Below are 19687 nucleotides of genomic sequence, written 5' to 3' on the forward strand. Positions count from 1 at the left end.
TGTCTTTCTCTGCTTTTGACTATATCAAAAATAGCCAGTAAGCACAAAATAGTAAATTCAAAAGTTATGTTAGTCTAGTTTTTAGATTCGAATTTCAGACAGATTTCACCGGATGCTCGAAGGACCTCTACTGAAGGAAGCCTATTACTTTTAAATTGATAGGCTCTGCACCCTTTGGGAAATTGCGGATCCCAGGTTACATAGTAATGTTTACAGGCCAAACAATTGATTTTCTTATCTTCCAAGAAATTGCTCCTTTAATTTACCCATTATTTGCTGTTTCACGTGAAACATTTCCAACCTATTTAATTTCCCAATCAATCTCTGTTACCCCTAACTCTTTTAATAAGTGATTCGTTTTCGAGAATGGCTTACTTCCAAAAAAACCTCTCCTTGCCGCTAATGGGCTTGGATGTGCGGAGGTAATCACTCGATGCTTACTTGTGTTAATCAGCGGTAATTTGGATTGAGCAGGTTTGCCCCATAAAATGAAGACAATCGGTGTTTCTTTATCGTTTAACAAAGTAATGACTTGATTAGTGAATGTCTCCCAACCTTTACCACGATGCGAGTGAGCTTCTCCTTCACGGACTGTCAACACCGTATTCAATAACAATACTCCCTGTTTAGCCCAATCAATCAGGCTTCCATGGTTGGGTATACTGCAGCCAATATCATTCTGTAACTCTTTAAAAATATTTCTTAATGACGGCGGAATCCGCACTTCTGGATTAACGGAAAAACTCAATCCCTGTGCCTGTTTTGGACCATGATATGGATCCTGTCCCAAGATAACCACCTTCACCTGTTCAAACGGGGTATAGTGAAACGCATTGAATATATCTTGCTGATTTGGATAGATAAGATGCTGGTCATATTCAGTCGTTAGAAATTCGCATAAGTGTTGATAATATGGCTTAGAGAATTCACCGGCCAACATCCGGCCCCAATCATTCTTAATCGTATTCATGATGTACCAGTTCCTCTCTTCATCTCTTGTTTTACTAGTATACGACAAAGGAAGTCCAGTGCCGACCAAGAGCCTTCACAAGAAAATAAAAAAGCTTTTTTAGGAAGTAGGTTTCTCCATCACCCCTTAATGGATATATAGGAAAGCAGGTAAATTATTGGCTGGAGGCTTATATATGACAAATAAAGTAAAAAAATGGATGAAACAAAAACGAGTTCTTGCAGCTTTGATCCTTCTTATCATCGTTGCAATTGTTATTATCTATAACCAGTATAAGCCACTTCCAGAGGGCATTTCCTATGAAGGAAGTGTTCATTTTGTGGACGATGTCGATTTTATTTATGATTTATCATACAAAGATCTTAATGGAAAGTATCAGCACGAACAAGAGATTTTTCAAACCATGTATCAAGCCATCGATAAAGCCGAGGAATTTCTCGTTCTAGACATGTTTTTATTTAATGGGTATTACGATGAAAAAACAAAATTTCCTAAGCTCAGTCAAACACTTACTCAAAAAATCATTACGCAAAAACAAAAGAAACCTAATCTAAAAGTAGTCTTCGTTACAGATGAAGTGAATACAAACTACAATGCGTATAAATCCAAGGAGATTGAGAAGCTCAAAGAAAACGGCGTGGAGGTTATCATCACAAATTTAGATAAACTTCGTGATCCTACACCTGTTTATTCTGGTTTTTACCGAGCCTATTTACAGTGGTTTGGAGAGAGCGGCACCGGGTGGATACCAAATCCTATGGCTGCTGAAGCTCCGAAGGTAACCGTTCGGTCTTACTTACGATTGTTGAATGTCAAAGCCAATCATCGAAAACTGCTAGCCACTGAGAAAGAGGCGCTTATTACATCAGCTAACCCTCATGATGCCAGCGGCTTTCACTCTAATATTGCCTTTTCCGTTAAAGGAAATATAATTGGAGACTTTGTTAAAGCAGAACAAGCTGTTGCTGATTATTCGAATGGCCCAAATGACTTTCCTGTCTATCATCAAAAGCAAGCTGAACAAGGTGACGTTGCTGTTCAATTTCTAACCGAGGGAAAAATCACTAAGCATGTCCTTCAGGCCATCCAGGAAAGCGAGAAGGGCGATCAAATTTGGATTGGCATGTTTTATATTGCCGATCGCGATGTTGTCACCTCTCTTACCGAGGCGGCCCAACGCGGAGTCTCCATCAACATGGTTCTTGATCCTAACCAAAATGCCTTTGGTTCAGAAAAAATCGGCCTTCCTAACCTACCGGTCGCCGCAGAATTTGAAAAGCTTGATAATGAACATATCCAAATTCGCTGGTACAACACGACAAAAGAGCAGTATCATACCAAGTTAATGCTCATTAATAAAAAGCAGACAAACAGTAGTTTAATTATTGGCGGTTCTGCCAACTACACTAGCCGGAATCTTAATGATTATAATCTTGAAGCCAATTTAAAAATCTCTGCCCCAGCTGACGCGGAAGTTTCCCAAGAAGTAAACGATTATTTCGATAGAATTTGGAACAATGGTGATGGGCAATACACGGTAGACTATAAGGAATACCAAGATAAGCTGCCTGTTTTCAAATACATTATGTACCGAATTCAAAAGCTTATTGGCGTAACAACTTACTAGTTGTTTTCAAGTCCATTCAATAAATAAATGTTTCAACTATGGAAAAATAGGTTATCTATACTATATAGCCGCAACACATTTACCTAACTAAAATGAACGTATTCTAAGGAGGAATTTTTTTATGTATCAAGTACATGTTGTAGAAAATGGATTACAAGCGAAAGAAAAAATTGATCAATTGACTATTACTGAATTTACAAAAGAAAATATTTATCTGTTCGCCCATGATAAAGACCGCTCCGAGCACCTTACAGAGAATACAGATACAGAATCAGTAGGACTGGCTGAATTAGGCCTTATCGATAAAGTTAGCAATATTTTCAAATCTCGTGGAGACGAACTTCGCAAGAGCTTTGTTAATCTTGGATTGACTGAAAATGAAGCCAACCAATATGAAAAAGAATTAGATAAAGGCAAGGTTGTTCTAGTTGCCAGCACAGATGCTAAATAAATCATTACATTAAACAGGGTGTCCCAATATGGGACACCCTGTTTTTTAGCCTAAAATTCGTTGATAAAGAGCTTTAGCATGAGCAAGATCCTTGGTTCCATGAATTAACGCGCGTCCGTCTTGAAAAACAACAATCCGCTCACCATTTTTTTCAATCGATAACAAAAATGGGTTCCCTTTTACTTCATAGCCCCCGCCTGCTAAGTCAGCAGCCAGTTTATCAAGTTTAAGATTCCGCTGTACCGGCGGTCTTACTTGGACTGTATCTCGACCACAAAGCACCGTCGTCTTCGTTGCATTTTCAGGTGATAAAAATGGGTAGGTTGGGGACTCACCACAGGATAAACAATCTGTTTTTTTGACTTTAGATACCTTAAAGCTTTGGTATTCATTTCTCCACAGATCAAAGGTAGTAAAGCTCGGTTTGACAGCATCCCAGTCCTCTACTAGAATCTTCAAGGCTTCTGCTGATTGATGAGCAACCACCATTTGAACAGCCGGCGAAATAATCCCCCCTGTATCACAGGTAACCCCTTGCATCGGAATGGTCCGCATCAAACAATTTAAGCATGGTGTTTTTTCGGGGATAATGGTAAAGCTCATTCCCACACTGCCAACACAAGCTCCATATATCCAAGGAATTGCATACTTCTGTGCTAAATCATTAATCACCATACGTGTTTCAAAATTATCTGTGCAATCAATGATTAAGGAAACGCCTGGTAATTGATTCTCAAGCGTTAGCGCTGTTGCATCAATAATTAATGCTTCAATTTCTACATCTTGATTAATTTCGTTCAAATGTTTTTTGGCAGCTTCAGCCTTTGGAAGTTTCTCCAGTACGTCAGCTTCTGTATACAGCTGCTGCCGCTGAAGATTACTTGCTTCAACATAATCACGATCAATAATCGTCAGTTTACCGATACCAGCCCGAGTCAGTGCTTCTGCGTTGGCTGACCCGAGAGCTCCTGCACCGACTAGGATAACATGCTTCCCTCGAATCTTTTGCTGTCCAGAGTGTCCAATTGGCGTAAATAACGTCTGCCGTGAATAACGCTCGTCCACTTTTCTCAGCCCCCGCTTACTGGAGGGATGAACGCTACTATATCGCCGTCTGTCACTACTGTTTCCTCATCTGCAAATTCCTCATTGACTGCTGCCATGACAGCATCCAATCCCTCTAGCTTAAAGTCAGCAGCTAATTTTTCTTTCACACCAGCAATCGTCAAACCCGCCGCTTCAATCGCTACTTCTTCTTTTCCCAGAGCGTCTTTTAAATGAGCAAATAACAATACCTTAATCATCTGAATCCTCCTTTTCAGGCTTACCAGCTGGATACTCGACTGTCTCTAGTTGATTACCGATCCATTTTTCTCCATCTTCCCAATGTTCTTTTTTCCAGATTGGGACAATCTCTTTAATTCGTTCTATTGCGTATCGATTTGCCTCATAGGCATCATTCCGATGCGGTGTACTGACGGCTATTACAACCGCAATATCTGTTATTTCAAGTTTGCCCGTCCGATGGGTAATTGCCGTCGTCGCATCAGGCCAGCGTTCACTAATTTCCGCACCAATTTGCTCTAGTTTCTTAACAGCCATCGCTTCATAGGCGTCATAGATAAGAAATAACGTTTTTTTCCCTTTTGTCATTTCCCTGACTGTACCAATAAAGGTCGTCACTGCTCCAGCATTCCTTGAAACGACTTTGTCAATTACACTCTGAATATCAATAGGTTCCTTTGACAGTTCAAAATTCATAAGTTTACTCCTTTTTCATTCTTTCATTTTTGTTCAATAAATCTTCTTCTAGCTGTTTCGCCTGATTATATTCCTCAGGCTCATTCATATTAAAAAACGAGGTGGAAAAGAGATGCGGCTGTTCTTTATATAACCGAAAATCTTGTTCCTTCATTATTTTCACAGTAATGGCTGCTAAAAACTGTCTAACTTTCAGCACACGGTTATCTAGACAAGAAGTAAGTGGCGGCAGGCAGGATTTTTTATACACTGCAAACAGCGGCTGCAGCCTGCCTTCAATCTCCGGAACGACTGCATCGTACCCATCTGCTGCATCCAACATTTCCTGTGCTATCCCTTCATGGATAAAGGGCATATCACAAGCAACAGCAATAATCACCTCTGTTTCTGAAGAGGATAATCCTGCATGAATACCAGCTAACGGTCCGAATCCCGGATATCGGTCGGTAGTCATCGGATAACCTAAAAAACGATAATCCTCTGGAGTATTCGTGACAATGAGCAATTCCTTTGTCACCTTTTCCAGTTCACCAGCAATTTTAGCAATATTGGTTTTTTCTTTCATAGGAAGAAGCGCCTTATTCTCGCCCATTCTTGACGACTTGCCTCCCGCTAGAATGACAGCTGTTGTATTCATCCCTCACCTCATATCCTACTATTAATCCTTCATATTAAAAAGGGGTATATTCCGCGAATATCGTGTCTGCTTTCTTGCTTGAACCTGTTAACTTTCCAGCAAGTTTCCTGCACATTCTAGCATTTTACAATCAAGATGTATTGTTATATGCTTGTTTAAAGATATTTCGGAACACGCTGAACATATCCTAATTATTATTATTCCCCTCAGGAGGACCGAATCATGACGATGAAAAAAGCAATGACTGTTGCCGGTTCAGATTCTAGCGGCGGCGCAGGTTTACAAGCTGATTTAAAAACGTTCCAAGAGCTTGGTGTGTATGGGATGTCTGCACTGACAACCATTGTAACGATGGATCCCAAGGACTGGTCTCATAACGTATTTCCGCAGCCAGTTGATGTTTTAGAAGCTCAAATGGAAACCATCCTCTCAGTCGGTATAGATGCTATGAAAACTGGTATGCTTGGTTCCGTAGAAATTATTGAACTCGTAGCCCGGAAAATTGACGAGCTTAAACTTGATAAAGTCGTTATCGATCCGGTTATGGTTTGTAAAGGCGAAGATGAAGTTCTTCATCCAGAAACAGCCGTAGCACTTCGTGAACTGCTTGTCCCTAGGGCGACTGTTGTGACCCCTAATCTTTTCGAAGCAGCACAACTGGCTGGAACAATGCCTATCAAGACGATAGATGATATGAAGAAAGCTGCGATAAACATTCATGCACTCGGTGCAAAGTTCGTACTTATTAAAGGCGGAAATAAGCTGGACCATGATAAAGCAATTGATCTATTATATGATGGGAATAATTTTGAAATCCTTGAATCCGAACGAGTGGATACAACGTATACACATGGTGCAGGCTGTTCTTCATCAGCAGCAATTGCAGCTGAACTGGCACAAGGAAAACCCGTTCGTGAAGCTATTTACTTAGCCAAAGACTATATAACAGCAGCTATAAAACACTCATGGAAGTTAAATGACTTCGTCGGCCCCGTCATGCATGGAGCCTATCGCAAATATGGTGTCGAAAAATAATAGAGCTTACTCTCAATGAGAGTAAGCTTTTCTTATCATAAATCCATCTCTTCGCTTTTTGCTAATCTTTTTAGTAAGATTATAAAATACACATGCTAAATAAGGAGGGAAGCGTAAATGAAACCGATTGAACCCATTGACGTTCAACGAGTAATTGATGGATTTGCCAACAAGGATATCTACCTTCATCTAGAAACAACAAATGGAGCTTACGCTACCCATAACAACGAAGATTTCTTTTCTGCAGGTGCATACATCCGTAATGCGTTGGTACGCTATCAACATGGAAAAATCATTGGAGATAACCCCTACCGTATTGGCCTAAAATTAGACATAGGCTGGGTATACGCTGAGGGGCTGAATCACTATGAAGTGGATGAACAAGGAAGATTATTAACGGCTGGACTGGATTCAACCGGGAAGCTTGCCGTTGCATTACAAATTAGCAGCAAACCTTTTGAATAATAAGAAGGGAGATGAATGGATTGGAAAAAGAAAGACAGGTTTTAGTCATATTCCCTCATCCCGATGATGAGGCTTTCGGAGTTTCAGGAACAATTGCTTTGCATATCGAAAACAATACTCCTGTTACATATATTTGCATGACGCTGGGAGAAATGGGCCGAAACCTAGGGAACCCGCCTTTCGCTACAAGAGAATCCCTGCCTGAAATTCGAAAAAAAGAATTACAAGATGCAGCTGATGCGCTTGGTCTTAGTGATTTACGGATGTGGGGATTGCGGGATAAAACCGTTGAGTTTGAAGATGATGACAAGCTGACAGAAAAAATTTCCGAAGCGATTCAAGAACTAAATCCATCACTAATCATTTCTTTTTACCCGGGTTACAGCGTCCATCCTGATCATGAAGCATGTGCAAGAGCGGTTGTCCGTGCAGTTGGTCAAATGGAGGAAACGAAACGGCCTAAGCTGAACTTGGTTGCCTTTGCCAACAATAGTATTGCTGAAATTGGCGAACCCGATATCCTTCATGACATTACAGCCGTTGAGGATAAAAAAATCGCCTCAATAAAAGCACATCGTTCACAAACCGAATCCATGGTCGCAACTTGGGCAGAAAAAATGAAAAACCAAGACCCTACCTTATTAAACGCGATTCGCAGAGAACGTTTTTGGACTTATAAGTTTTAACTAAACATCAAGGCTGTCGAGGATTTTCTCGGCAGCCTTGTTTGTTTTGTCGAAATAGGGGATCTCTCCTTTAGATGAACATACTCCCTAGCGTAATACTTCTCAAAATGCATTTGCACAGAAAATTGGTCGAACTGCACAGAGTTTGGTTCCTTTTGCACAGAAATACGCTCCATTTGCACACCAATTCACCCTTTCTGCACACTTTTTCCTCTGTTCTGCACAGTCAGCTGCCGTGACGGATGAACATCCCACGTTGCGCGCAGATCCCAGGACAGTTGGTCTTGTTATAATAGGGTATCTTGCCTTTACGCATCTGGATTGGCTGCTTTGGCCTTGATTAATGACTCCTTTTCAACAAAACCAGCTGAACTGGGTCCCGCTCTTCTCAAAAATGCTTTTGCACAGAAATACGCTCCATTTGCACACCAATTCACCCTTTCTGCACACTTTTCCCTCTGTTCTGCACAAGTCCTGTAACAATGTGATGTTTTTCACAAGTTACTCACACAAATAAAAAAACTGCCTGCGGGGGAGCAGACAGTCAAATAGGGGAATAACATTTAAATCATCGTACGATTAGTATGTCCTGTATTTTTGGGTTTCATACAAAATTATTTAAGATTACTTAATGGTATTCGGTAGAGTCTGTCATCTTTTTTATCAGGATTGCCTCGGCCATCGGTATTGTTGCTGATGAAATAGAGGTACGTTCCATCAATGTAGACGTCTCGTATACGCCCTTGATCGGTTACGATATCCTTCATTTTTTTGGTTACAATATCATATGCCTTTAAGGCTTCACCTCTTAAAGAAGAGATATAGATTTTCCCGTTGTTATAGGCGATTCCGGAAGGAGCCCACGTATTGCCGCCAGCATGGATAAGGGGTGCCTCCATTCCTGCTTTCTTTTCATCGCCTTCAATCTCCGGCCATCCATAATTTTTTCCTGGTTCAATATGATTTAATTCATCTCTCCCAGATTCTCCGTGCTCACTGCTGTATAATCTTCCTTCTAAATCCCACGTAAGTCCTTGAGGATTTCGATGGCCATAAGAGTAGACATATGAGTTAGGAAACGGATTATCATCTGGTATACTTCCATCTAAATTCATTCGTAGTATTTTTCCGCCAAGAGAAGTTATATCCTGTGCAATCTCTCCTTTTTTGGCATCACCAGTTGTTACATACAGCTTATTATCAAAGCCGATTTTAATCCGTCCGCCATGGTGGTAGTTCCCGCTCGGTATCTGGTCAAGTAACACATTCGTTTCTTTCCAGCTTCCCTCTTCATATTGAAGAGTGACTATCCGGTTAACAGGTATTCCACCTGATTCATATGTATAATAAGCAAACCCTTGGCCGCTGTCTTCAAATCCTGGCGCGAGTAAAAAGCCCAGCAGACCTGCCTCAGATTCTTCAGACAGTTTTTCTTTTAACTCCACAGGTTCTCGTTTTACTTTTCCGTCCTGAAATTGCACAATGGAACCCGTTCGTTCTGATACAAACAAGGTTTCCTCTATTTCTTGAATAGACCATGGTGCGTCAAGCCCGCTGAGTAATACTTCAGGCTTATCACTTGCTGTCTTCCCTGTCTGTTCCATTTGTAGATCTTCATTCTCAGAATGATCCTGTTGGGTTATATCCTTCAGTGAACATCCTGCGAAAAGTAACACAATCAGCACAATCAGCAGCTTTTTCTTCATTTTCTCCCCCCAGAAATAATTCTACTTTACTAATTGTTCGTTTAAAGCAGCGTGTATGGCTTGTGCAACACCGCTATCATCATTTATGCCTGTCGTTAAATGACATATTTTCTTTATTTCTTCTGGAGCATTACCCATTGCAACCGCTCGTCCAACCCGTTCAAACATGGATTTATCGTTGAAATTATCACCGATGGCCATCGCTTCATTCAGAGTGATGCCTTTTTCTTTCAGATAAATTTCAAGTGCAATCCCCTTTTGTGCCTGGACATGAGAAATTTCCAAGTTTCCATGGCCCGATGAGGTAACTGCAAGGCTTTCTATTCGTTTCAATTCTCCGCCAGCTTCCCCTAGTAATTCTAGATTATTAGAGAATATAAGGATTTTATAATAACTTAGATTTTCTTTAGTCAGAAGATCATAATAACTTGGAATGGTTTTCACCTGACCAAGAGAAAGGCGGTTATGAACGATTTGAGTAATCTCTACCGGATCAACATCTGGATTAGCTGTTACATAAACATCCACAAGAGCGGCCGCTGATTTTTCGTAGTTTTTAGAATACGTACCTTCACTAGTATAGATTTCAAAATAGATCTGTTTCTGTTCTAAGTAATCGACCACTTGTTTAACATCGTCTATATTCATTGTATTTGATGTTGTGATTTCTCCTGATTTGGTTAGGACGACAGCACCATTTACACCAATAACGGGACATTCAAGATTCGTTTCATCCAAAGCAAACCTTGCTTCTTGATACGATCGCCCAGTTGCAATAATAACTTCTACTCCTTCAGCTTGAGCTCGTTCAATGGCTTCTTTGTTTTCTTTACTGACTTTCTGATTTTTATTTAATAATGTACCGTCCATATCAATTGCAATCGCTTTTATCACTGCATACACCTCTAGTTTGTTTGTTTCTGTCATTGTAACAGATTTTTCTGACTGATTCTCTCTTACAGTCTCTCTCTATATCTGTAACCATTCTTAGAACAGTTGAAACAAGCTGAATAGCTCTATTGTCTGCTTTTCATCAAATAGTTATTAGTAAAAACAGACCTGCTCAAATGAGAGGCCTGTTTCTCGTTATTTTTATTGATATTGAAGCGCGATTTGATTCATTTTATCTTCAATGGTTTTCTGAATTTCATTAATTTTCTCGAAATCCATCGCCGCAATATAAATCTCTTCAAGCTTATCGTGCAGTTCTTTAGCTTGGGAGAGATAATTTGTCGCCGCCGTCATTTTTGACCGGTATCTTTCAGAAATTTCTTTTATTTCTTCCGCATAAATATCATCTGTTGCTGGTAAAATCGCAGTTTTATAAATATCCACAATTTCATCCCCTTCCCGGCTAGGAAAGTATTCATGGGGAGCCGTGCTATCAAAGATAGCCAATCCCAATTCGCGGACTATTACCATATCCAGACTGTTTGGATCGAACCCACAATGATAGATTTCAACATCAAAACCTCTTCTCTTCCCTTCTGCTGCTAATTTCTTTAGCATGGTAGATTTCCCGCTGCCGGGCCGGCCTTTTAAAAAGAAGCGTTTTGGAATATCAGTGGTTAAATTCGGAACATAATCGACCGCCCCAGTTGGTGTGGCTGCTCCTAAGAAGCGATGTCGAACATCTGAGGTTTTATTTAGAACCATTTCACCGAAAAAATTTGTCATGAGCTTTTCAGTTAATTGATTCAACTTAGCAAAATCAAGATTATTAATATAGATTTCTTCCCATTCATCATGAACGGAAAGGGCCTCAGCAAATAGTTTGTATGCCTGTTCATAAGCAATATCAATAGCCTCAGTTAACTGTACGATGTTTTCCCTTTTATCACCTAGTTGACTCGAGTTCCAAGCAGTACCCAGGTTCACGTATTCTTCAACAGCACCCGGTGCCTTAGGTTCAATTACATGCGGCGGAGTCCCATCAACAATGCCTGCTTTAAGGGTTGGAAAAATAATTCCATCGATGGACTGGGCGTCTGAGGCACAATGTAAGTACTCAACATCAACTCCTCTTTCTTCCCAGACCAAGCCTAATTTCTTCATGAGCGTTGATTTCCCAGTTCCTGGACCACCTTTAAGAATAAATAATTTCTCGAGATTTTCTAAATTTGTTTCATATAAGCTGTAAAACCCACGGGCTGTATTCCCGCCTGCAAAGTAATGTCTAGTTTTCCCCTTCAAGTGCGAACACTCCTTTGTGATAACGTGTTTCGCTACAGATTATGCAGTGAGCCCATAATAGGTGAAAGCCCATTACTTTGCCTTTGTCAGCTCGATAAATTCGGCATCCGTTATTTGCAATAACTCTTGCGGCGGTAACTCAATTTGGCACCCGACTTTTCCGCCGCTGACAATCATTGTTTCAAGCTGTTCTGCCGTATGATCAATGAACGTTGGATAGAGTTTTTTCATTCCAATCGGTGAACAGCCTCCGCGAATATAGCCTGTCCATTTTTGCAGATCCTTGACAGGCAGCATCTCAATTTTTTTCTCTCCAGCAGCTTTGGCTGCTTTCTTGACATCTAATTCATCTGCTACTGGTATGACAAATACATAAATATGTCCTGGAGCCCCCGAAGCAACTAATGTCTTAAATACTTGATCTGCTGGTTTCCCAATCTTTTCGGCAACCGCTGTTCCGTGAATTTTCCCATCTTCATTATTATAGGATAACGATTGGTAAGGAATTTTCTGTTTGTCCAGGACTCTCATCGCATTCGTTTTACTCATTCTTAGCCTCCATTTACATTTATTAAAAAAGAGCCTCGCATATGCAAGACCCTCTTGATTATCGATGAAACCAATGACCAGCTTTAGCTGCAATTTCAGCTTCTTTTTCTGGATCAAATACAATGATAAAGCAGGTGGAAGGGCCTGCTGAAGCGTTTAAATCAAGGCTTTCAACTGCCTGTGGAATTGTCCCGCTTGGGTCAAGATGCAGCCACTCATTGGCAATGCCTTTTGAGCCAACGGGGAGAATAGTCATGTTTTCCTGCTCACAGCACCATTTAAAGAGAGAGAGCGGTGCAATCAGCTCCGGATGATTGATCACGCCCTCACCCATAAGCGGGGTGCCGATCACGCCCATTTTCCCGCTCGCCACTTTCTCTTCTTCCTCTTTCTTTTGTCCAATAACCAGAATACCGAGGGCTGATTGAACCATTTCCATGTTGGTTTCTGTACTTCCCGTAATAGGAATTGTAAGACCCAACTCTGCTTGACCTTGACGGACGCCTGCTTCTAATTCACTCCATGCTTGTTCTCCGCAAAAATTCTCCATGACCACGGCAATCGGATCAGCTCCTGCAGCCATACACTCTATAACTGCAACTCGAAACGAATAGTAAGCTACTACATCGTAGGAAGCCGTCACAACATCTTCTTTCTTCATGCCGATACCGCCGCTGTTATCGCTGGCAAAAATCAACGAACCACCTGTGACTGGCAGGTTTAGAACATCTCTCATGAATCATGACCCGCTTTGAAAATCAACCTTTTTAAAATAGGGACGAGCTTTGGCATTAGTATAACCGCGATGACTAAGTTAATAACAGTTGCAGTAATTAACGAAGGCAACAAGGCAATATAAAATGATGTACTAATGATGAACATGAAGGGCAGTGGTGCAATGAGCGCATTTCCGACCAAGAACAGTGTGACCGCGCCTAATTTTTGACTGGTATTATATAGAGTACAAAACATCCAAACTAGGATGAACATTTCCAGAACAATGATAAAATGCAGCGGCCCAAGCGGCATCCCGCTGATAATAGCAGAAATCAAGGTCCCAAGACCTGCCACAATTCCCCCATTAATCGGCCCTAATAGTACACCTGCTATAAGGGCAGGGAAACTATCAAGTGCTAAACTGCCGACGATAGAAGGAATTTTAATTGCCGCACCTACAGCGGATAGGGCAATAAACATCGCCAAGGTGCTTATTTTTCGAACGTCCAACCCTATTCACGTTCCTTTCTTTTTCCGCCTCGGAATACATTCGCACTACGTGCATATTCCACATCCTTAACACCCAAACGGAAGTTCACGACACGTGCAAGGGCAAATAGATAATCAGATAATCTATTTAAATATTGGAGAGACAAAGGTGATACTGGTACACCTGTTTTAGTCAGTGAAACGACAAGACGTTCCGCACGGCGTGTCACCGTCCGAGCAATATGAAGAGTAGCTGCCGGGACCGATCCTCCTGGCAGAATGAACTTTTCTAAATCTGGTGCTTCTTCAATAAATTTATCAATTCGTTCTTCTAAGTACGTAATGGCGTCTTCACTTAATTTTTCAGGTGCTTTTTCTGAAATGGTCGCTAAGTCGCCGCCGCAGTCAAATAACTCGTGCTGTATTTTTTCTAAATCAGCGATTACATCTGAAAATAGATCGGGAGTAAGCTCAGTAACGGCTTTACCAATATAGCTGTTTACCTCGTCAACCGTACCATAGCTCTCAACACGGATATCATCTTTATCCACTCTTCCACCAATTACACTCGTCTTGCCTTTATCCCCAGTACGTGTATAAATTTTCATTATTATTCCTCCTTTATTTTAGTTGTTGATTAATACCATACCAGATAAGTTCAACCCGGTCAGCCCTTTCGACAAGATCCTGATACACCCAACCGCAGGCATCCCGCCAAGTGCGGTCACTCGCCTCAATCGGGACAATTCCTTTCGAGAGATCACTACCAATGATAATTAAGTGCCGATCTGTATTTTCCTTCTCCCAGTTCAAGAACCCCTCCATCCGAAGCTTCCAAGAAGCACGGATATCCTCCGCATTCAGTTGTTGAGTATCTTGTTTAATCCAACGTTCAATCCCTTCTAGTACGATCCTTTTACAATGGGGGTCCAGATTTTTTGGTAAGTCATGATCTCGGTATGCAGATAACCAGATTGTCTCATCTGTAACTTGTAATTGCTCTCTTACCCATTTTGCTTTGCCGTTGTAACTACCACCTGTAACGAAGTACACCGTTCACCCCTCCTTGCTGATTGAATTGACTCCCAAGCGAATTGATAGCCTCGAGAATGAGGAACGTCCCAATCCCAGAATTCCTTATTCTCTACAGCCAGTTTACTAAGTATTGAGCGAATTACACCACCGTGGGTGATCACGGCGGCTCGTCGTATACCACGTTCGTTGATATCTTCTACTATATGATTCCAACCTCGTTGTACTCTTGCGGAAAAAACAGAAAAACTTTCCCCATTTGGAGGACTTGCTTCAAATGGACGGTCAAGAAAATCCCGATAGCTAGGTTCATCGACCAAATCCTGATATGTTTTGCCTTCCCAGTCGCCAAAGTTCATTTCTCGAAGTTCTACCTTGCTGATCGGAGTAATCTTAGGGAAAAGAAGGGCTGCTGTTTTCTCGCAGCGAGGCAGGTCACTGCAATAAACTACCTCATAATTAGCTTCGACCCACTTTTCCTGCTCTTCTTGCAGCAATGGCGAGTCCGTCCACCCAAGATACTCCCTCCGTTTATTGGCTTCTGTTATCCCATGACGAAATAATGTAATAACCAGACCGTGATCCATAGAGATAATTCAACTCCTTCCACAGAAGCTCCAAGCACATCTCCTGTTATCCCGCCAAACCACTCGATTGTTTTTTTTCGGATAAAAAGAAAACTCAAGTACGCAGCTGCTGCCATCCATATGAACTGCCACAGCAACGCCGGACTGATTAGATAAGCTCCTATTAAGCCTGCCATCGCATATCCCCAGTAAACATGCGTACTATTTTTACGGGATGCTTTTTGAAAATAGGCGCCTAGACCCTCTTGTTTTGCGAATGGAAAACGGCATAGAACCACACCCATCACAATCTTACTGATAAACGGAATAACAAGGATCAGAGCATACGTATACGGTGTGCTTTTTTCAATAATCTCATAGATAAATAAAAACCGAGCAGCTAATAAAACAATGACTGATAAAACACCAAAGGCCCCTGTTCGTGGATCTTTCATGATTTCTAAGCGTTTTTTCTTATCACGATAGGAAAAGAATGCGTCACTCGCATCAATCCAGCCGTCAAGATGAAGCCCTCCGGTTAGACCAATAGTCAGCAGCCAAATCATAAATGCAATCGCACTGGTTGAGAAGGGCGTCCATTCGACAAACAGATAAAGTGTCCCGCTCATTAAACAGCCTAACAGCAAACCAACTAACGGAAAGGTCTGTATTGCGCGGTGCAGGTACTTGTTGTCCATTGGGAATTCACGTTTAATCGGTATAGCGGTGAAAAATTGCAGATTAATGAGGAACCCAATAAGTGCGCTCACGATTGGGGTCCTTTCATCATGACAGGTATACCTGATTCCACTACATAAGCTTTTTCAGCACGCTGAACAATCTCTTGATGCAGCAAACCCAACGTTCTTTGATACAGCTGGACGGAAGAAAAATGACTATACTCGTGAAGCACTTCATTGCTGACAAGTACTAAGGAACTTACATTTTGCTGAATCGTTTCAAGACCGGCAAGAATTTTGTCGTATACTTGGCTGGCCTGAATTTGGCTCCATTCCGTATTTGCTGAAAACAGTTCATTATCAAGCAATGTCGTTAAACAATCTATCAAGACAACAGGTTTATGATCAAAGGTTTTTACAGATTCCTCAATATTGGTTGGAAACTCTCTAATCTGCCAAGTTACATTGCTTTGCTCTCGCTGTTCTTGATGCTTACTAATACGCAGCGCCATTTCTTCATCACGCGCTCTTCCACAGGCAATATAAACTAAACCTCTGTTCAAATCTTGGCTGCATTGTCTTGTCAATTTCTCTGCAAATGTACTTTTTCCGCTTCTAACTCCTCCGGTTACAAAGTAGATCGGTGCTTTTTCCATTGTGTGAACTCCTCCATCAATACGGCATGATCCCGTTCACCTTTAACCGCAAATCGAAGCCATTTACCATCTAGTCCGGGAAAATTATATGTATGGCGCGGCACAATACCCTTTCCTAACAAATAAGTTAATAAGTATTTGGTATCATCTAGTTCTGGATCTCTAAGTAAATAGAAATTCACCGAGCTTTGAGAGATTACCAGGCCGGTCGTCTTATAGAAAGATTGAAGCTGTCTCTTCTGCTTTTCAATATATTCAACCGTTTCTTTCTGATGAACGATCTCTCTTAAGCAGATTGAACCTGCTTTCTGAGCCAAGCTGCTGACACTCCAATGTGGTTTAAAAGACTGTAAGGCATCAATAATACCTGGATGCGCGAGTAGATATCCAAGGCGGACTCCTGGCATCGCAAACATTTTGGTCATCGAGCGAAGAATAATCAAATTTGCGAAACGACTGAGATACGTTCGGTATGTAAAAGGGTCAAGGACAAAGTCATAAAAAGCTTCATCAAGAATCACTAGACAATTTTCTTTCTGGCAAGCAGTTAGGAGCTCTAACACATCTTCCTTGGCATAAGACATGCCTGTAGGATTATTGGGCGTACATAAATAAAGCGCATCCTGATTTTTAATTAACGGTTTCAAGCCTTCGACATCCAACTTCCACTCTGGCTCTTTGAGGATGTAATTTGTAATGGTACATTGATTTGCTAAACATGCAGCGGCATATTCAGAAAAAGCAGGTTGAATAATTAGAACGTTTTTACCTGCCAGCATTCGAGCAGTTAATGAAATCAATTCTGCCCCTCCATTCCCAAAGAGAATGGAGTTCTCTGAAACATGTTCCATACTTGCAGCCAGCTCCGTTAGTTCTCTAGTTTCAGGATCTGGATACTCTAAGATTGACTCAAAAAAAGATGGCCACTGTTCCTTTAATCCTGCTGGTGGTCCAAGCGGATTAATATTGGCACTGAAATCGTAAAAGCTGTCTGGCATCGTAACTTTTAGTGATTGATATAAATAATGTGGATTAGATCCATGAAGCGGCAGTTGCAAGCAGAATCCCTCCTATCCAGAGCATCAGCATAAATAACCATGAGGTCCTATGCATGATTTGGGTTGTAAGTTTAATATGATTTGCTTGAAGTGGAATGACTGATTCTCCCATCTTCGCTCGATTAGATATGATACCTTTATAATAATTGACTCCCCCAAGCTGCACACCGAGCAAGGCAGCAACAGCAGCTTCTCCCCAGCCGCTGTTCGGACTCGGATGCATCTTGGCGTCACGTACTACAATCGCCGCACGCTTTCTAAAAGAATGCGGTCCCCTATTTGGATTAAGCAGCATCAGCAGCCCTGTTAAACGGGCCGGTATCCAATTGACGATATCGTCCATTTTTGCTGATGCCCACCCGAAATCAAGGTATTGCTTATTTTGATATCCAACCATTGAATCACATGTGTTAATAGCCCGATACATCATAGCCAAGGGCGCTCCGCCAATGAACGCCCAGAATAGCGGAGCTGTAATGCCATCACTGGTATTTTCAGCAATAGTCTCGACGGTTGCTCGGACAATTTCTCCTTCATGAAGCTGATCGGTATCTCGGCCAACAATATACGAAAGCTTACTTCTTGCTTCAGTAAGATCTGCCAAAGCCAAGGGTCTATAAACATCCATTCCCGCAATATGTAAGCTCTTTTGGGCCAGTGTAGTCGAAATAATCACTGCCTCAACCAGAATACCCGCCGCCACATGCTGTTGATAGGCAAGGTAAACAATGACACTCGTCAGCGTAAAAACTATGAGCAATAAACTACTCATCATCAGCAACCCTTTTCTTTTCTTTGCATGACCCTGATTAAGTAATCGATCCAGTTTTGCAATGTAAGCCCCCATCCATTTAACTGGATGCGGCCAAGATGGCGGGTCCCCGATTAATCGATCTAACAAGAATGCAAGACTGAGTGCAAGTAAATGAGGAAGCATCATTCATCCTCCCTCGTATACTGATTTTTCTGTAACGCCTTCATCGTACATTCATAGACACCTTTACCGATTAACTTCCCGAGCGGCGTTGCTGTCCCGCCGTATGGCAAAAAGGTGCCCCTTTGGGTCGCAGCAACCAGTACACTGTCTGTTGATGTCCCCGTCGCGCTAGAGTGGGTGATGTAATCCATAACATTAAGCTGCATCAAAGCCTTCACTTTCGCCTCAGTCGCCGTAACAATACTGTGAATGAACGCTTCTTCTGCAAGTTTTGCGTTTATAAAAATCCAGGTATTGATCGTTCCAGGTGAGCTGTCTTCCGTATGTTCACTTGCTCTTGATGCATCAACAGCATTTCCAACACCCGCTGTTACAATAATAAAAATTGAAAAGTCTCGATCCTGATAGAACTGATAGACTGCATATCGAAGGTCAACAGCCGTCATCATCCCTACCGTTTCCGCAGGATCAAATCCTCGCTCCTGTAAAAACAAGTTCATTTCTTCTAGATGGTCCTCACAATTATAATCGTGGTTAACATGCCGATTAACAAACGTATCATACCAGCCGGTACCAGCTCCTGTTACTCCGGATGACATCGTACGCAGCGGAATCGGTGAACGCAGCGAAATATATTCTTCAGTCTGCGTTACATACCGCTGCTCTATTTTTATTTCCTGATTATCACCTGCCTGTTTTTCGGGAACGATAAACATTTGAGGCTTCGGCAGCACAGGGTGTGGATGCTTTTCAATTTTGGTCTTATATACATGCTGAATCCTCTCCTGTTGGAGCACATTATTCGGAGTATCAATGATTTGGATTCTTCCTTTTTCCAAGAGCAGGAGATTATCACAATACAGAGCGGCTAAATTTAAATCGTGAAAAATCGAGATAACGGTTAAGCCCTTCTCCACAGACCATTTCTTCATCATATCAAGCAAATCTTTTTGATAGGAAAGATCTAAGTGATTGGTCGGTTCATCAAGCAAAAGAATTTCTGGTTGCTGCGCCAAGGCTTGCGAGAGCATTACCCGTTGTATTTCACCACCTGACAGCTCATTCATGCTTTTATCCTGAAAGGCTAGGACACCAGTCTGCTCCATCACCTCTTGCACGATTCGTTCATCCTCCTCTGTCCAGGTATTCAACCAGCCAGATTGATGAGCATAACGGCCAAGCGAAACCGTTTCTTTTACAGTGTAGGAAAAGGTTTGGGAAGAATGCTGCGGCAGTACTGCTACCGTTCTTGCCAGCTGCTTTGCGGAATAGCTCTGGATAGGCAGACCCTTTATATAGATGCTGCCAGTGTCTGAACGCATAATCCCGCTTATCATATGTAATAATGTCGTTTTCCCGCTGCCATTCGGTCCTAAAATTCCGAATAATTCCCCCTTGCGAACAGCAAAGGATAGGGAGTGAATGACAGGTTCTTCAGCGTAGCCTCCGGTCAGCTCTTTTACCTTAAGCAT

25 protein-coding genes are annotated in these 19687 nt (G+C 41.7%); 5 read left to right on the forward strand and 20 right to left on the reverse strand.

Going from position 1 to position 19687, the window contains the following annotated elements:
- Positions 1 to 301 precede the first annotated feature (301 nt).
- On the reverse strand, positions 302 to 970 hold the full coding sequence (locus MHI18_RS10760) for a uracil-DNA glycosylase (protein ID WP_445669966.1): 669 nt from the start codon (positions 968 to 970) through the stop codon (positions 302 to 304).
- Between the two features lie 175 nt (positions 971 to 1145).
- On the opposite strand from MHI18_RS10760, the gene MHI18_RS10765 reads away from it, so the two are divergent.
- Both MHI18_RS10765 and MHI18_RS10770 read left to right on the forward strand, forming a co-directional pair.
- Complete coding sequence (locus MHI18_RS10765) at positions 1146 to 2597, forward strand: phospholipase D family protein (RefSeq protein ID WP_340847343.1); 1452 nt, start codon at positions 1146 to 1148, stop codon at positions 2595 to 2597.
- A 121-nt stretch (positions 2598 to 2718) separates the two neighbouring features.
- Complete coding sequence (locus tag MHI18_RS10770; RefSeq protein ID WP_040376342.1) at positions 2719 to 3048, forward strand: general stress protein; 330 nt, start codon at positions 2719 to 2721, stop codon at positions 3046 to 3048.
- Between the two features lie 45 nt (positions 3049 to 3093).
- Here MHI18_RS10770 and MHI18_RS10775 read toward each other — a convergent pair whose 3' ends face one another.
- The 4 genes from MHI18_RS10775 to mobA are packed head-to-tail and all read right to left on the reverse strand — an operon-like array spanning position 3094 to position 5446.
- On the reverse strand, positions 3094 to 4113 hold the full coding sequence (locus tag MHI18_RS10775; protein ID WP_340847344.1) for a MoeB/ThiF family adenylyltransferase: 1020 nt from the start codon (positions 4111 to 4113) through the stop codon (positions 3094 to 3096).
- Between the two features lie 5 nt (positions 4114 to 4118).
- Positions 4119 to 4352 carry a molybdopterin converting factor subunit 1 gene (gene moaD, locus MHI18_RS10780; protein ID WP_340847345.1) on the reverse strand — a complete coding sequence of 78 codons (234 nt, stop codon included), beginning with the start codon at positions 4350 to 4352 and terminating at the stop codon, positions 4119 to 4121.
- Entirely contained in the window at positions 4345 to 4809 is a 465-nt protein-coding gene (locus MHI18_RS10785; RefSeq protein WP_340847346.1) for a molybdenum cofactor biosynthesis protein MoaE, read from the reverse strand. Before MHI18_RS10785 ends, moaD begins: the two co-directional genes overlap by 8 nt.
- Before the next feature lie 4 nt (positions 4810 to 4813).
- The gene (mobA, locus tag MHI18_RS10790) at positions 4814 to 5446 is read right to left on the reverse strand and encodes a molybdenum cofactor guanylyltransferase (protein WP_340847347.1); all 633 of its coding nucleotides are present in this window, start codon (positions 5444 to 5446) and stop codon (positions 4814 to 4816) included.
- A 222-nt stretch (positions 5447 to 5668) separates the two neighbouring features.
- Between mobA and pdxK the strand changes: the two genes are divergently transcribed.
- From pdxK to bshB2, 3 genes are all read left to right on the forward strand, one after another.
- Complete coding sequence (pdxK, locus tag MHI18_RS10795) at positions 5669 to 6481, forward strand: pyridoxine/pyridoxal/pyridoxamine kinase (protein WP_340847348.1); 813 nt, start codon at positions 5669 to 5671, stop codon at positions 6479 to 6481.
- 117 nt (positions 6482 to 6598) lie between these two features.
- On the forward strand, positions 6599 to 6946 hold the full coding sequence (locus tag MHI18_RS10800) for a YojF family protein (protein WP_340847349.1): 348 nt from the start codon (positions 6599 to 6601) through the stop codon (positions 6944 to 6946).
- Positions 6947 to 6966: 20 nt separating this feature from the next.
- Positions 6967 to 7632: a bacillithiol biosynthesis deacetylase BshB2 gene (gene bshB2 / locus MHI18_RS10805; protein WP_340847350.1), complete on the forward strand. Its 666-nt coding sequence runs from the start codon at positions 6967 to 6969 to the stop codon at positions 7630 to 7632.
- A gap of 308 nt (positions 7633 to 7940) precedes the next feature.
- Here bshB2 and MHI18_RS10810 read toward each other — a convergent pair whose 3' ends face one another.
- From MHI18_RS10810 to MHI18_RS10880, 15 genes are all read right to left on the reverse strand, one after another.
- On the reverse strand, positions 7941 to 8069 hold the full coding sequence (locus MHI18_RS10810; protein ID WP_340847351.1) for a hypothetical protein: 129 nt from the start codon (positions 8067 to 8069) through the stop codon (positions 7941 to 7943).
- 177 nt (positions 8070 to 8246) lie between these two features.
- Positions 8247 to 9338, reverse strand: a complete 1092-nt coding sequence (locus tag MHI18_RS10815; protein WP_340847352.1) for a PQQ-dependent sugar dehydrogenase — start codon at positions 9336 to 9338, stop codon at positions 8247 to 8249.
- A gap of 21 nt (positions 9339 to 9359) precedes the next feature.
- Positions 9360 to 10265 (reverse strand): Cof-type HAD-IIB family hydrolase, encoded by a 906-nt coding sequence (locus MHI18_RS10820; RefSeq protein WP_340847353.1) that lies wholly within the window; start codon positions 10263 to 10265, stop codon positions 9360 to 9362.
- 165 nt (positions 10266 to 10430) lie between these two features.
- Positions 10431 to 11531, reverse strand: coding sequence for a PRK06851 family protein (locus MHI18_RS10825; protein ID WP_340847354.1), 1101 nt, complete (start codon positions 11529 to 11531; stop codon positions 10431 to 10433).
- Positions 11532 to 11603: 72 nt separating this feature from the next.
- Complete coding sequence (gene ybaK, locus MHI18_RS10830; RefSeq protein WP_340847355.1) at positions 11604 to 12080, reverse strand: Cys-tRNA(Pro) deacylase; 477 nt, start codon at positions 12078 to 12080, stop codon at positions 11604 to 11606.
- Between the two features lie 58 nt (positions 12081 to 12138).
- Complete coding sequence (locus tag MHI18_RS10835; protein ID WP_340847356.1) at positions 12139 to 12816, reverse strand: ATP-binding protein; 678 nt, start codon at positions 12814 to 12816, stop codon at positions 12139 to 12141.
- A complete protein-coding gene (locus MHI18_RS10840) occupies positions 12813 to 13307 on the reverse strand; it encodes an ECF transporter S component (protein ID WP_340847357.1) in 495 nt (164 codons plus the stop codon). The genes MHI18_RS10835 and MHI18_RS10840 overlap by 4 nt, the downstream gene beginning before the upstream one ends.
- Before the next feature lie 2 nt (positions 13308 to 13309).
- A complete protein-coding gene (locus MHI18_RS10845; RefSeq protein WP_340847358.1) occupies positions 13310 to 13894 on the reverse strand; it encodes a cob(I)yrinic acid a,c-diamide adenosyltransferase in 585 nt (194 codons plus the stop codon).
- 13 nt (positions 13895 to 13907) lie between these two features.
- A complete protein-coding gene (locus MHI18_RS10850; protein WP_340847359.1) occupies positions 13908 to 14339 on the reverse strand; it encodes a bifunctional adenosylcobinamide kinase/adenosylcobinamide-phosphate guanylyltransferase in 432 nt (143 codons plus the stop codon).
- A complete protein-coding gene (locus tag MHI18_RS10855) occupies positions 14291 to 14905 on the reverse strand; it encodes a histidine phosphatase family protein (protein ID WP_340847360.1) in 615 nt (204 codons plus the stop codon). Before MHI18_RS10855 ends, MHI18_RS10850 begins: the two co-directional genes overlap by 49 nt.
- A complete protein-coding gene (gene cobS, locus MHI18_RS10860; RefSeq protein WP_340847361.1) occupies positions 14863 to 15654 on the reverse strand; it encodes an adenosylcobinamide-GDP ribazoletransferase in 792 nt (263 codons plus the stop codon). The genes MHI18_RS10855 and cobS overlap by 43 nt, the downstream gene beginning before the upstream one ends.
- Positions 15651 to 16220 carry a bifunctional adenosylcobinamide kinase/adenosylcobinamide-phosphate guanylyltransferase gene (locus MHI18_RS10865; RefSeq protein ID WP_340847362.1) on the reverse strand — a complete coding sequence of 190 codons (570 nt, stop codon included), beginning with the start codon at positions 16218 to 16220 and terminating at the stop codon, positions 15651 to 15653. Before MHI18_RS10865 ends, cobS begins: the two co-directional genes overlap by 4 nt.
- Positions 16193 to 17278 carry a pyridoxal phosphate-dependent aminotransferase gene (locus tag MHI18_RS10870; RefSeq protein WP_340847363.1) on the reverse strand — a complete coding sequence of 362 codons (1086 nt, stop codon included), beginning with the start codon at positions 17276 to 17278 and terminating at the stop codon, positions 16193 to 16195. Before MHI18_RS10870 ends, MHI18_RS10865 begins: the two co-directional genes overlap by 28 nt.
- Positions 17253 to 18215 (reverse strand): adenosylcobinamide-phosphate synthase CbiB, encoded by a 963-nt coding sequence (gene cbiB / locus MHI18_RS10875; protein WP_340847364.1) that lies wholly within the window; start codon positions 18213 to 18215, stop codon positions 17253 to 17255. The genes MHI18_RS10870 and cbiB overlap by 26 nt, the downstream gene beginning before the upstream one ends.
- Positions 18215 to 19687: an adenosylcobinamide amidohydrolase gene (locus MHI18_RS10880; protein WP_340847365.1), complete on the reverse strand. Its 1473-nt coding sequence runs from the start codon at positions 19685 to 19687 to the stop codon at positions 18215 to 18217. The genes cbiB and MHI18_RS10880 overlap by 1 nt, the downstream gene beginning before the upstream one ends.

Source organism: Peribacillus sp. FSL H8-0477, assembly GCF_038002765.1.
GTDB lineage: Bacteria > Bacillota > Bacilli > Bacillales > DSM-1321 > Peribacillus.

Excerpts from the sequence above, each read along its gene's own strand:
- MHI18_RS10760 (WP_445669966.1), bottom strand. The coding sequence starts at position 970 with ATGAATACGATTAAGAATGATTGGGGCCGGATGTTGGCCGGTGAATTC.
- MHI18_RS10765 (WP_340847343.1), top strand. The coding sequence starts at position 1,146 with ATGACAAATAAAGTAAAAAAATGGATGAAACAAAAACGAGTTCTTGCA.
- MHI18_RS10770 (WP_040376342.1), top strand. The coding sequence starts at position 2,719 with ATGTATCAAGTACATGTTGTAGAAAATGGATTACAAGCGAAAGAAAAA.
- moaD (WP_340847345.1), bottom strand. The coding sequence starts at position 4,352 with ATGATTAAGGTATTGTTATTTGCTCATTTAAAAGACGCTCTGGGAAAA.
- MHI18_RS10785 (WP_340847346.1), bottom strand. The coding sequence starts at position 4,809 with ATGAATTTTGAACTGTCAAAGGAACCTATTGATATTCAGAGTGTAATT.
- mobA (WP_340847347.1), bottom strand. The coding sequence starts at position 5,446 with ATGAATACAACAGCTGTCATTCTAGCGGGAGGCAAGTCGTCAAGAATG.
- pdxK (WP_340847348.1), top strand. The coding sequence starts at position 5,669 with ATGACGATGAAAAAAGCAATGACTGTTGCCGGTTCAGATTCTAGCGGC.
- MHI18_RS10800 (WP_340847349.1), top strand. The coding sequence starts at position 6,599 with ATGAAACCGATTGAACCCATTGACGTTCAACGAGTAATTGATGGATTT.
- MHI18_RS10815 (WP_340847352.1), bottom strand. The coding sequence starts at position 9,338 with ATGAAGAAAAAGCTGCTGATTGTGCTGATTGTGTTACTTTTCGCAGGA.
- MHI18_RS10820 (WP_340847353.1), bottom strand. The coding sequence starts at position 10,265 with ATGACAGAAACAAACAAACTAGAGGTGTATGCAGTGATAAAAGCGATT.
- ybaK (WP_340847355.1), bottom strand. The coding sequence starts at position 12,080 with ATGAGTAAAACGAATGCGATGAGAGTCCTGGACAAACAGAAAATTCCT.
- MHI18_RS10835 (WP_340847356.1), bottom strand. The coding sequence starts at position 12,816 with ATGAGAGATGTTCTAAACCTGCCAGTCACAGGTGGTTCGTTGATTTTT.
- MHI18_RS10845 (WP_340847358.1), bottom strand. The coding sequence starts at position 13,894 with ATGAAAATTTATACACGTACTGGGGATAAAGGCAAGACGAGTGTAATT.
- MHI18_RS10855 (WP_340847360.1), bottom strand. The coding sequence starts at position 14,905 with ATGGATCACGGTCTGGTTATTACATTATTTCGTCATGGGATAACAGAA.
- MHI18_RS10865 (WP_340847362.1), bottom strand. The coding sequence starts at position 16,220 with ATGGAAAAAGCACCGATCTACTTTGTAACCGGAGGAGTTAGAAGCGGA.
- cbiB (WP_340847364.1), bottom strand. The coding sequence starts at position 18,215 with ATGCTTCCTCATTTACTTGCACTCAGTCTTGCATTCTTGTTAGATCGA.
- MHI18_RS10880 (WP_340847365.1), bottom strand. The coding sequence starts at position 19,687 with ATGCTTAAGGTAAAAGAGCTGACCGGAGGCTACGCTGAAGAACCTGTC.